Annotated in this window: 11 protein-coding genes; 6 read left to right on the forward strand and 5 right to left on the reverse strand. The window is 38.0% G+C overall.

The annotated features are described in order from the left end of the window. Positions 1–170 precede the first annotated feature (170 nt). The 5 genes from galU to L1999_RS27795 form a co-directional block, all read right to left on the reverse strand. On the reverse strand, positions 171–1052 hold the full coding sequence (gene galU, locus L1999_RS27775) for a UTP--glucose-1-phosphate uridylyltransferase GalU (RefSeq protein ID WP_235741483.1): 882 nt from the start codon (positions 1050–1052) through the stop codon (positions 171–173). A 40-nt stretch (positions 1053–1092) separates the two neighbouring features. Next, positions 1093–2919, reverse strand: coding sequence for a polysaccharide biosynthesis protein (locus tag L1999_RS27780; RefSeq protein WP_235741484.1), 1827 nt, complete (start codon positions 2917–2919; stop codon positions 1093–1095). A gap of 330 nt (positions 2920–3249) precedes the next feature. Next, positions 3250–4011 (reverse strand): tyrosine-protein phosphatase, encoded by a 762-nt coding sequence (locus L1999_RS27785; RefSeq protein ID WP_235741485.1) that lies wholly within the window; start codon positions 4009–4011, stop codon positions 3250–3252. 104 nt (positions 4012–4115) lie between these two features. After that, entirely contained in the window at positions 4116–4757 is a 642-nt protein-coding gene (locus tag L1999_RS27790) for a CpsD/CapB family tyrosine-protein kinase (protein WP_235744485.1), read from the reverse strand. Between the two features lie 46 nt (positions 4758–4803). Beyond that, entirely contained in the window at positions 4804–5553 is a 750-nt protein-coding gene (locus L1999_RS27795; RefSeq protein WP_235741486.1) for a YveK family protein, read from the reverse strand. Between the two features lie 237 nt (positions 5554–5790). On the opposite strand from L1999_RS27795, the gene L1999_RS27800 reads away from it, so the two are divergent. From L1999_RS27800 to L1999_RS27825, 6 genes are all read left to right on the forward strand, one after another. Next, positions 5791–6582 carry an SGNH/GDSL hydrolase family protein gene (locus L1999_RS27800; protein ID WP_235741487.1) on the forward strand — a complete coding sequence of 264 codons (792 nt, stop codon included), beginning with the start codon at positions 5791–5793 and terminating at the stop codon, positions 6580–6582. Between the two features lie 84 nt (positions 6583–6666). After that, a complete protein-coding gene (locus L1999_RS27805; protein WP_235741488.1) occupies positions 6667–6846 on the forward strand; it encodes a hypothetical protein in 180 nt (59 codons plus the stop codon). Between the two features lie 450 nt (positions 6847–7296). Continuing rightward, positions 7297–8601 (forward strand): Ig-like domain-containing protein, encoded by a 1305-nt coding sequence (locus L1999_RS27810; RefSeq protein WP_235741489.1) that lies wholly within the window; start codon positions 7297–7299, stop codon positions 8599–8601. 40 nt (positions 8602–8641) lie between these two features. Beyond that, complete coding sequence (locus tag L1999_RS27815; RefSeq protein ID WP_235741490.1) at positions 8642–10960, forward strand: Ig-like domain-containing protein; 2319 nt, start codon at positions 8642–8644, stop codon at positions 10958–10960. 552 nt (positions 10961–11512) lie between these two features. Next, positions 11513–12130: a cell wall hydrolase gene (locus L1999_RS27820; RefSeq protein WP_235741491.1), complete on the forward strand. Its 618-nt coding sequence runs from the start codon at positions 11513–11515 to the stop codon at positions 12128–12130. Between the two features lie 169 nt (positions 12131–12299). Beyond that, the gene (locus L1999_RS27825) at positions 12300–12506 is read left to right on the forward strand and encodes a DUF2187 family protein (RefSeq protein ID WP_235741492.1); all 207 of its coding nucleotides are present in this window, start codon (positions 12300–12302) and stop codon (positions 12504–12506) included. Positions 12507–12793: the final 287 nt, after the last annotated feature.

A 12793-nucleotide genomic window follows, 5' to 3' on the forward strand; every position in this document is an offset into this window, starting at 1 on the left:
TTAAGACTTCCTTCCTTAATAGCTTACTATTTAACTTTAGATGGCTAGTACTCAGTTGATATAACATATATGATCACTAAATTGCTTACCCACCAAATTCGACACACTTAATAGTCTAAGCGCTTGTCATATAGCATAAATTATGACATTAGCCTAGGTTTTAAATTTTTTCACTTAACTTTTAGTTCATCCATTACTGTCTCAAGATAGTTCAATAACTCGGGCCTCAAATCACTATCTTGTAATGCTATATCAATGGTGGTTTTTACAAACCCAATCTTTTCACCAACGTCATACCGCTTACCATCGAAGTCATATGCAAATACTCTTTGTATCTGGTTCAACTTTTGAATCCCATCAGTCAGCTGAATTTCCCCTCCAGCCCCAGTCTGCTGCTGTTCCAAAAACATAAAAATCTCTGGAGTAAGAATATATCGACCCATAATGGCAAGATTTGAAGGAGCAGTCCCTGGTTTTGGTTTTTCTATAAAGTTATTTACTTGGTACCGGCGGCCTTCTTGAATGGACGGATCAACTATTCCATATCTATGAGTCTCTTCATTTGGAACTGTTTGAACACCTATAACCGAAGAACTAGTTTCTTCAAATACATCCATAAGCTGTCTTAAACATGGTGTTTCACTTTGGACAATATCATCACCAAGTAGAACCGCAAACGGCTCATCACCAATAAAATTACGTGCACACCATACTGCATGCCCTAAACCCTTTGGTTCTTTCTGCCGTATATAATGAATATCTGCTAATTTTGAAGAATATTGTACCTTTTCCAGCAGTTCTGTTTTACCTTTTTCTTTTAAGTTTTGTTCTAGCTCTGGAGCAAAATCAAAATGATCTTCGATCGCTCTTTTTCCTTTGCCTGTTACAATAATAATATCTTCAATACCAGAAGCAATTGCTTCTTCGACAATATATTGAATAGTAGGCTTATCAACAATCGGTAACATTTCTTTGGGCATTGCCTTTGTTGCAGGAAGGAAACGTGTTCCAAGTCCAGCTGCCGGTATGATTGCTTTACGTACCTTTTTCATCGCACACTCCACCTTAATTCTCTATGTTTTAAAAGAAGTATTAGTTAGTCGTTGATAAAGCCGCAGTACGGTCAAATTTATTATTTGCAACTGCTATTAACGTATCGTGCATTTCTGATTCAGACATAGTTAATAGGTTTTCGATTAACTCACCTAAAGCCGTAGCATGGATAACCTTCGCCTTTCCAATATGAATCTTAGGAAAGACATGCTCCGGATGTACTTCATTCTCATTAAGAAGCTCCTCATACATTTTCTCCCCAGGTCGGAGGCCAGTGTAATTAATACCGATTTCTTCTTCAGTATACCCAGATAATTTAATAAGATTTTTAGCCAAATCCACTATCTTAACCGGTTCACCCATATCAAGTACAAAAACCTCACCACCGCGAGCTAACGAACCAGCTTGGATTACAAGCTTTGAGGCCTCCGGTATTGTCATAAAGTAACGAGTCATCTCAGGATGCGTAACCGTTACAGGTCCGCCTGCAGCAATTTGCTTTTTAAATAACGGAATAACGCTCCCCCGGCTTCCAAGTACATTTCCGAACCGAACAGCAACAAACTTTGTTTGACTAGTAGCTGCAAGACTCTGAATTATCATCTCAGCAAATCGCTTAGTCGCTCCCATTACATTTGGAGGATTTACTGCCTTATCGGAAGAAATCATTACGAATGTATTCACACCAAATGTGTCAGCCGCTTCCGCTACATTCCTAGTACCAAATATATTGTTTTTCACAGCTTCTCTCGGATTATATTCCATCAATGGTACATGTTTATGTGCTGCAGCATGGTACACTACAAAAGGTTTATGCTCTTCCATCACTTCAAAAATCCTCGTCCCATCCTGAATATCACCAATAACCGGAACAATTTCTATTTGATTCTGATATTTTTTTCGTAGTTCCATATCAATCAAGTAAATACTGTTTTCCCCATGTCCCAAAAGAACAATTTTTCTAGGATTAAACTTACAGATCTGCCGGCATATCTCCGAACCAATGGATCCGCCTGCTCCTGTAACCATCACTGTTTTTCCTGAGACTTTCTCAGAAATCCCAGCAATATCTAACTCTACAGGCTCTCTTCCTAATAAATCCTCAACCTGTACATCCCGGAATTGATTAACCGTAATTTTCCCCGTCATTAAATCCTCAAGTTTAGGAATAATTTGTGTTTTGGCCTTTGTTTTTGCACATTCTTCAAAAATTCTACTTAATGCTTTCTGAGGTAAAGACGGAATAGCAATAATAATATTATCTATCTTGTATTTTTCTACCGTTTCCTTAATGTGTCTGGAATCCCCCACAACGGTAATCCCGAGAATGTCTAATTTATGTTTTTTGGGGTCATCATCGATAAAGGCAACGGGTCTCAAATCAATATCATGGTTATTAAGCAATTGCCGAGCTACCATCGTACCGCCTCTACCAGCCCCAATAATTAATGTCCGTTTAACATCGGCTTGTTTTGTGATGAAATTATCGCGAAACACTCTCCAAGAAAAACGGGTGCCTCCAATAAATAGCACATGCAGCATCCAGGTAATCATTAATGCCCTAGCATACATATTATGATAAAAAATTTCTTGCATAATTGCTGTTACCAATATGGTAAACGTCACTGCCTTTACCACGGCAATTAGCTCGCCTATACTCGCATATTCCCATGCCTTATTATAAAGCTTATAAATAGAAGCAAAAAAATGATGGCAGATTAATAAGGTAATCGACGTAACAAACAGCATCGGAATCTTAAAAATCTGTATTTCTGGGCTCAGCGTAAAATAGCTTATATATACCGCTGTTAACACTATAACGGAATCAAGCAACGCAAGTGTCGTCAATCTCTTCCTATATGTCACTCTTTATTCCCCCTCTTTTTCTCCCATTTTCCCCTCACACTTTTCCGTACTAAAGCACTTGGGCAAAAAAATAAATACCTAATGGAATAGCAAGTGGCTTAACACTCATTCTTTCATTAGCTATTTATTATTCATATATTTTTTTTATGGCATTTAACCAGTCCTCACATCATGCTATCGACGACAAGCGTCTAAGGATAGAGGATTTGCCTCCTTCCCAAATCATGATCGAGTGCCCCCATGGATAACGGACAGGGTAGCCTCGCCGAATTAGACTTTTGGCCTAATTAAGATAGTTAATAAAATCTGTCATACTATGCTTTAAATACTTTAAAAAAATATGAACTTTTTTTTCTTTTTTATTTGGGCCGGTATTTCTTTAATTACATTTTTACCATTAATCAATAGTTCAGCATTTTCTTTAAATAAGTAAACGTAATCCAAACCATATTTTTCATTGATAAGATCGAATGCTTCTATCATTTTAAAGGTCCGATTGGTAATGTTGTGGGCATCAGATGCAATAAAATGTGTTAAATTCGCCTCAATGATCTGGTTGGAAAAGCTCTTAATATTCTTACCGAAATAACCGCATAGGCTTGATGCGGTTACCTGAGTTAAGGCACCTTTTTCAACTAAGTGGTACAGCAATTCAGGACGTTCGATTAATTCCGAATTTCTTTCGGGATGGACAATAATTGGAGTTAGACCTTTTACTTGAATATCAAATAAAAGTTTCTCTGTATATCTTGGGACATGGTTTGAAGGGAATTCAATAAATAAATATTTACTATTATTTAAAGGTTGAATTTCATCTTTTTCTAAATCTTCTATTATATCACCATAGATTCTAGGTTCTTGTCCTGGAAGAATCGTCACATTTACTCCAGAGTTCTTTAGTGCCTGGTTTAATTCTTGAACTTTTGTAACGATTAACTCTTTTCGGTTATCGTAATGGTTATTTAAATGAGGGGTGGCGATGATGGATTGGATTCCTTCTTTCTCTGCTTCCTGTGCCATCAAAATGCTATCTGACATATTTCCTGCTCCGTCGTCAACGCCCGGCAATATATGACAATGAATATCCACCATAATACGCACACCCTTTCCTAATTATTGTCACAAACAAAAGACTTTTACCATAATATCATTTCACCTTGGGATGGTAAAGGGGTGAAAAATGTCGAAATTTGTCACTATACTCCATAATAGTAGTAGTAATTTGTGTCTTTCATTTTCTTATTGTTTAAAACGACACCTAATAGTTTACTTTGTGCTGAATCCAGTAATTCTTTCGCTTTTACCACTTGATCCTTCTCCGTTTTACCGCTTGATACTACCAATATGGAACCCTCACATTTATTAGCTAATATTTGCGCATCCGTAACCGCTAATAAAGGCGGAGTATCAAATAAGACAACATCAAATAAGTTTAATACTTCCTGATAAAATTGTTCCATCGCCTTGGAGCTTAATAACTCAGCGGGATTAGGTGGTATAGGACCGCTTGTTAAGACAAAAAGATTCTTTTCATCCGTATCCGCAACAGCCTTTTCTAAGGTCATTTGCTTTGTTAAGACACTTGTTAGACCAAAAGTATTCGTTTGACTAAATGTGTAATGAACCGTTGGTTTTCTTAAATCTGCATCCACTAGTAAGACTTTTTTTCCTTGCTGTGCAAATACCACTGCTAAGTTCGCAACTGTAGTGGATTTACCCTCTCCCGGTCCTGTTGAGGTAACCATCAATGATTTTACTTCATTATCCACTGAAGAGAACTGAATATTTGTTCTAATTGTTCTATACTGTTCTGAGATTGGTGATTTTGAGTCAGACATGGTAATGATATTTCTTCTGTTGCTTATTGATTTCGTATTATTTCTGTTAAGAGCCAATCGTCTCACCTCTTAATTTCGCATTTCTACCTGTGTTTCTTTTCTTACCGCCCTTTAACTGGGAATCGTCCATAATTGCAATGGACCCTAGTACCGGTAAACCAAGCAGCTTTTCAATTTCTTGTTCATTTTTAATCGTGTTATCAAAGTACTCTAAAAGGAAGGCTAAACCTACCCCAACCATTAATCCAACCACCATTGCAATCGCTATGTTTATTAACGGTCTTGGCTTAATTGGTGATATTTGATCCGTCACGGTTGCTTTTGCTAGAATACTAACATTGTCAACGTTCATAATTTTCACAATATCATTTTTAAACACATCGGCTGTCTTATTGGCAATTTTTGCAGCTGTTGCTGCATTTTTATCCTGTACAGATAGAGTTACTACTTGTGAATCCTTTTCATTTTGAACAGTTATTTTTTCATTTAACTCGGATACGGTCATATCTAAATTCAATTCTTTAATGACTTTTTCAAGAATGGCAGGACTTTTTATAATGACGTTGTAGGTATTGATTAATTGAAGATTGGTCTGTACTTCATTGTATTGATAGGTTGCTTGATCGTTCTTCGCCTGATTGACAAGCAATTGTGTGGACGTTTGATAGATTGGTGTTATGAAAAAGTAACTAACCACTCCGCTAATTAATATGGCAATAAATGTTATGCTCAATATTAAACTTAGTCGTTTACGTAATGTTTCAAACAACTCTTTTAAACTAATGGTTTCTTCCATGGTGTCCTCCCTTTATTTCCAAAAATAAACCAAAAGTATTATATCATAGAAATTCAGTTCATGTTGGCCTAATTTGTATAATTTTAGTTATTTTTGTCATATTAATGTTTTGTTTCCTTAGTCCTTTCTTATTCTACACTGTTTTGTAGTTTTTTGTAGATAAATTACGAAATTGGAAGTAATTTTCTAATTATTTTTGTTATAATGGTTGTGCAGAATAATTTGGGGGTATTATAAATGAAGACTTTTTTCACTATACTATTAGGTATAGCCTGCCTTACGGTACTCGTTTGGGGCCATTCCAATTGGAATAAAAAAATCGCAGTCGCCTCGAACCGTACCTCTACCTCCTCTTCCATAGATGGGGATAATTCACAGGAGATAACTACTAATTCATCACAAGAAGATTTATTAGCCTATACCTCTAACTGGCCTCCAGCAGCTGTTGAGACATTTAAAAAGGCTATAAAAGAGAAAAAGACCTACAAGATTCTTTTTTTTGGGTCTCCGGCCATCGGTTCAGATACGTCTGGTAGTTATCCCAAGGTAAAAGAAAAGCTTCTAGAGACATTTGGGAATAAGAATATTAAAGTGGGGTTAAAAACCTTTAATACTACCTCCACCAAGTTCATTAGTATGAATAATCAGGAAGAAATAGCTGCCGAAAAGGCTGATTTAATTGTACTAGAGCCGTTTATTTTACTTAATAACGGAGAGGTATTACCAGATAACACCCTAACGGATATAACCAAGATGATGAATGATATCAAAGCGAAGAATCCTGACACAACCTTTATTCTTCAACCTTCCTATCCACTATATCAAGCCAAGATCTATCCTAGTCAGGTCGCTGTGTTGAAGAAGTTCGCGGAGGAAAATAAGATTGCTTATCTTGATCATTGGACAGCCTGGCCGAATTCAAATACAGAAGCGTTTAAAGAATACCTTCTGCCGGATGGAAGCGCACCAAGTGAAAAAGGATATCAAGTATGGAGTAATTACTTAATCAAATACTTTACGAATCAATAAGCGGACTCTATTTAGAGTTCGCTTTTTTTCTATTAACACAGTGTAAGCGTTTTAACATATATAATAGAAGAAACTAGGTTTAAAATGCGGAAAACTTCCTCTAGAGAAAGTAATGGTTCAACTTCAGCGTTAACAGCTCTTAAAAAAATCAGTACTGCCAAAGCCATCTTTATCTCTAGAGGAGATGATTCTGGTACTAATAAGAAAGAGATCGCTCAATGGAAATTAGCAGGCATTACACCTTCTGGTACTTGGTATAAATAGGCTGGATTAGGAATGGGTTAAACTCTCCGTATGGCAGGAATTAGGCGGGTATACACTCACAGATGAGGCTACTTTTTTAACGAACGAACAAAACGTCTTTAGCGAAATTAGTTTACGGACAAAATGCTTTATATAACCCATATGGTGTCATTGAGGTAAAAGAAACGAAGAAGCCAAATTCAAGTAAGACATTTATTGATTGGTTAGTCACAAAGAAGGCCAAGGGATTATTGGAAAATATGGTAAAACCAAGTTTGGTAAACTATTATTTGTTCCGAATGCCTCTAAACGATAGTTTATACGATTTAATAGTTTTTAAGGGAGCCTAGTTCTAGGTCCCTTTTTTATTACAAAAAATTTCCACTTTCGTATATTTTATCAGAAAAATAATTTATAATATTGTTAATGGAGGACTTTTGTCTTATGAAATTATTCTTAGGGAGTGAAGGAATGAAAAGTTTAAGGGTTTTATTTAGTTTATTATTTTTATGTTTGCTTGCCATCCCGATTAGTGCACATGCAGCGGAACGTGTACCAGTTCAAAAAAGTTTAAGTAGTAACATTACTACAAGCAGTTTACCAGGGTCCATTATGAGGAAGTCCTTATCTGTAAATCCGGGGGATTATCCTTTAAGAGGTAACAATACATATGTAGATTCATTGTTGGATAGTTGGTATACATTTCACGATCTTACCTTTGTTGGGGTAACCAATTACTCTGCTTCTCAAATGGATGTTCAAGTATTATCTCAAGATGATTCCTTTTTCAAAGATCCATATATTACAATCGAGTTTCTTAAAAATAATGGTGGGACATTACAGTACATAAACGCTACTAATTTTAACACGTTTGGTTCGTTAAATACCATGATGCATTCCACTGTCAATAAGTCATTATATGTAGGCCAGCCCTACATTTATTTAAGAATAGGAGTTTCCGAATATCTGAGTGATTTGTACTATCAGGATGTTACGCAATTTAAGGTGGTTAATCCTTTCAACGCACCTGACAAAACGCCGCCTGCCAAGCCAACTGTTAATACCGTTGACGACAATGACACGATTATAACAGGCAGAGCAGAAGCAAATTCATATATTCTCGTAAAAAATGGGAGCGCCACAGTTGGTTCAACCAAAGTCAGCCCTGCAGGGGTCTTTAGTATGTCGATGCCAAAACAACGGGCAGGGACAAAACTAACAGTTTATGCAAAAGATGCAGCTGGAAACCAAAGCGTAGGTACAACCATCACCGTTATCGATCGAACCGCTCCAGGCAAACCAGGTGTTAGTTCTATTGGTGATAACCAAACGATTATTAATGGAACAGCTGAAAACGGCTCTAGAGTAGAAGTTAAACAAGGTACTAGCGTCATTGGCCAAATTACTTCAACAGGCTCCTTTACTATTAAACTCACAGCCCTAAAGAAAGCAGGCACCGTCTTAACGGTTTACGCCATTGATAAAGCCGGGAATCGTAGTGCAGGAAATGCTGTAACCGTCATGGATGTAACAGCTCCAGCGGCGCCTAGCGTAAATAAAGTGACAAGTACCTCCACCTCCATCACTGGTAAAGCAGAAGCAGGTACAGGAGTTTATATTTTCTCCGGATCCACATTGGTAGGACAAGCCACCAGCAATAGTGCCGGATACTATAGCGCGGCTATACCGGTTCAGAAGCGGGGCATCAAACTAGAAGTACTGGCCATCGATAAAGGCGGCAATCAAAGTGGTTCTGCGTGGGCAACCGTTTACTAAGTTAATAGACAGAAATCAATGATGAGTGAGAGGAGCTCTTATGAATACATTTAACCGATTATCTTGTATCGTCTTATCCTGCCTTCTAATATTCTCTGTTTCTGCTGGAGGAACCGCACATGCGATCACAGCAGGCCAGGGCTATGTGATTATCAATAACGAGTCCGCAGACGGAGATGGAACCGCCTATACAGGATCTTTTAAGATTAATAACAAGAACTATACATTTAATAAACAAATAAAGCCTAGTGCTTATAAAATGGATTATGTTAAACCTTTTAATATCGCAAAAAACAAAACTAGTAAGCTTCGTCGGAATACGTTGTCTGCCTCGTCGTTTGCCGTAGGAGACAGCAAATCTTTTTGGGTAGCCAATATTGAATCAGATTATGATTATCAAATTACGGCCAAATTGCTTTATAGCGGGACAAACTCAAACGTGTGGGTCTATAACAATCAAATTACGACTGCCGATGCCCAAAAGCTCGGTCAAGAGTTTGATACGAAAATAAAACCGATGGTCAATACCAACTTTGGGATGGAATCCGATGTCGATGGAAATGGGAAAGTAAATATCCTTTGCTATGATATCCAGGATGGCTTTAGCGGAACCGGCGGTTATGTGGCAGGATACTTCAATCCATACGACCTATATGACCTTCCCGACTCTAATAAAATGGAAGTCTTCAACATTGATACCTATCCAACGATGGGACTTGGTTCTGGAAAAGATGTTTCACAAGCTTACAGTACACTAGCCCATGAATTTCAACACATGGTGGACTTTAACCGTACGGCCTTTATCGAAGGTAGCACTACCCAAATGGATACGTGGTTAGATGAAGGATTATCAATGGCCGCTGAACAGATCTATACAGGCAGCCCCCTAACGGATCGGATTGATTATTACAATTACTCTGATTCAATTACCAACGGTCATTCGTTATTGTACTGGGATGATTACGGTGATGTCTTGTCTAACTACTCCTTATCCTACTTGTTCTTCCAATATCTCAAGCTTCAAGCGGGCCAAGGCGACAAGATCTTTAAGGAAATCCTCGATAATCCAAATAATGATTATCGTGCCGTTGAAGCGGTGATTCAAAAATACATTGACCCGAATATGACATTCGGGAAATTTATGACCTCATTTAGAGAGGCCTTATTGTTAAAGCAGGCTACTGGACTCTATGGATTTAAAGGAGAACCTGCCTTTGATGCGTTAAATCCTAAGATCTACAGCGGTTATGGAACTGATTTACATGGCGGCGGCGCGGTTGTTAAAGTAACTGATTTACCATTTACAGCGCCTACAGATAAAGACTCGGATATTACCTACACCCTCTTAGGTGACGATATTGATATGACACCACCAGCACTTTCAGCCGTTAATCAGGTTAGTGATCAGGATACCGCCGTAACTGGCATAACGGAGGCTGGAGCCACCGTTTATGTAAAGAAAGGCAGCACACAACTCGGTTATGCTGCAGCTGATGATACAGGTAATTTTAGCGTTCCTATTTCTAAACAAACTGGCGGTACCATCTTGTCTGTTTATGCTGTAGATGCAGCAGGAAACTCGAGTAGTACCACTTCTATAACGGTTAAAGATACAATCCCTCCGGCTGCACCAAGCGTCAATCCTGTCGGTGATAATCAAACAACTGTTACAGGTAAGGCAGAAGCCGGAACAACGGTATACGTTAAATCTGGCTCAACGGTGTTAGGAACGGCTACTGCTACTAGCTCAGGGTTTTCGATAAAAATCGCTGCGCAAAAGGCTGGAACCAAACTGACTATTTATGCTCAGGACAGCGGAGGCAATAAAAGTCCTGATGTGACGATTACTGTCTTAGATAAAACTGCTCCTGTAAAACCAGCTATTACTTCTTCGCTTAAAGATAATCAAACGGTGATTATCGGTAAAACGGAAGCTGGTGCAAAGGTTGTGGTTAAGACCGGAAGCACAGTATTAGGACAAGGCATTGCTACCACTGCTGGAACGTTTGTGGTCAAAATGGCTCGTGCGCAAAAAGCCGGAACGGTTGTCACGATTTATGCCAGTGATAAAGTAGGGAATCAAAGTTATACTTCGGTTACGGTGATCGATAAGACTCCTCCAGCTGCACCAAGTGTTAATAAGGTGACGTATCGGTCAACCACAATTACTGGTAAAGCTGAAGTGGGCGCAACAGTTTATATTTATAAGGGTACTAGCTTGGTAGGAAAAGCCGTGTCCGACAAGTATGGAAATTTCAAAGCGGCTATTAAAGCACAGGCTATAGGATCTACTCTTGATGTTTCTGCGATGGATAAGGCGGGAAATCAAAGTCGGTCGGTTTTGGTGAAGGTTTATTAATATTAAAGATGTGGGCTCTTACATTCGTTGTAAGAGTCTTTTTTTATGGGATTGGGTCTGATTTTCCAATTTTTGTAGAATTAGTTTGTGGTTTCGTAGAATTATGTGTATGTTATGTAGAATTGATCTTTAGTTTCGTAGAATTCCCATCTAACGCCTCTTTAAATAATCCCCCAGCATTTTTATTAACATAAATTTGATGCTTATTAACAATAATTGGAACCTTAATATTTTACATGAGACGATTTGGTTAATTTTTTCCTTTAACAAAAGAAAGAGCTGAAATCATACAGAGATTATCAGCTCTTTTCTTTTACTAAGACCAGATGGCTGTTTCCAAATGAAGTAAACACAGCAACCAAGTTATTTCCCTAATGGGGCTGTGAAAAAAGGCGGACCATTAAAGCCCTCTTTTTTTGTAAAACAGTGGATTAAACCTGGTATAATGTTCCCCTTTTAATAAAATTTGTTTAAAAACAATGGCAAAGGGAAATTACCCAAGGGAAGGAAGTATGCATACTTAAGGCTATTACTATGAACAAGGAGGACATAATGAAGCTTGTTAAAAATTTGATTTGCCTTGGGGTTTTTGTTTTAAGTTTTAGTTTCTCACTTCGGGCAGCCGAAGCAGCACAACTATCTGTTGGTTCAACTGGGGACCAAATCATACATACTCAGACAATTTTAAAGGAAATAGGTTATTTCGATTCTCAAGTTACAGGCTATTATGGCCCCGTTACAGAAAATGCAGTGAAAAGATTCCAACAGGATTTCAACATCGAGGCACTTGGAATGGTAGGTCCTAAAACATCAAAAAGACTTGAGGAGATTGACATGATGGCACATGTTGTTTATGGCGAGGCACGTGGTGAAAGCTATGAAGGGCAAGTTGCAGTTGCTGCTGTCATTCTGAACCGAGCCCAATCAAATATGTTTCCTAATACCATACCTCAGGTTATTTTCCAAAGGAATGCCTTTTCCGCAGTACAGGATGGCCAGTACTTTTTAACCCCTGATTCTTCAGCATATCAGGCCGCAAGGGATGCGTTCCTTGGTTGGGACCCGAGCCGTGGTGCGGTATATTATTATAATCCACGTCTTGTTAGTGATAACTGGATTTTCTCCCGTCATGTAATCAGGCAAATCGGAAGTCATTCGTTTGCCATATAAAGATTATTAACGGAAAAGGCTCCCAGAGGATCCTTCTTTTACATTGTTTTTTTTAGGTTAAGTGCAGATTAAAGGTGAATTCAACAGGATAAAGAGTAATTAATAGGAAGACTTTATGTAATGCACTAATTTGTATTAATTATGTATTTTGTTTAAGGGGAGAAAATGTATGACAACAAAAAAAGCTAAGATTGGCGACCGCATTTCCTTTAAAAGAAAAGACCTAATATGTGAAGGGGAAGTTGAAATCGTAAGGGACAATAGTGTAATTGTGAAAGTATCTGATGAAACACATGAAAAGCTTGAATATGATACAGCAAAGACAGTGGTTAGGCACACAAATTACGTCATCATCGAACCTGCGGCAACTGCATAATGAAAGGAAGACGGCCAGGTGGAAGATTTAAAGCGGATTAGGGTAACGACGTGATAGGGCATGTCAGAGTTTATAATCTTTTATTGTTACTTGGAGCTGCTACTGCATGCTCAAATGCTAGTTCAAAAACGGAAGACCCAAACACCCAGCAAACCGATGATGGTTCTCAAAGCGACAATGGCTTTCAGTTTTTTTATAATTCAACAGAAAAAAGCTGACTTCAAAAGGGGACAATTTAGTCTTTTGAAATCAGCTTTTTTACAGTAGGACTATCTAATTTTAATCAC

The sequence above is a fragment of the Neobacillus drentensis genome, assembly GCF_021560175.1.
GTDB classification, from domain to species: domain Bacteria; phylum Bacillota; class Bacilli; order Bacillales; family Cytobacillaceae; genus Neobacillus; species Neobacillus drentensis_A.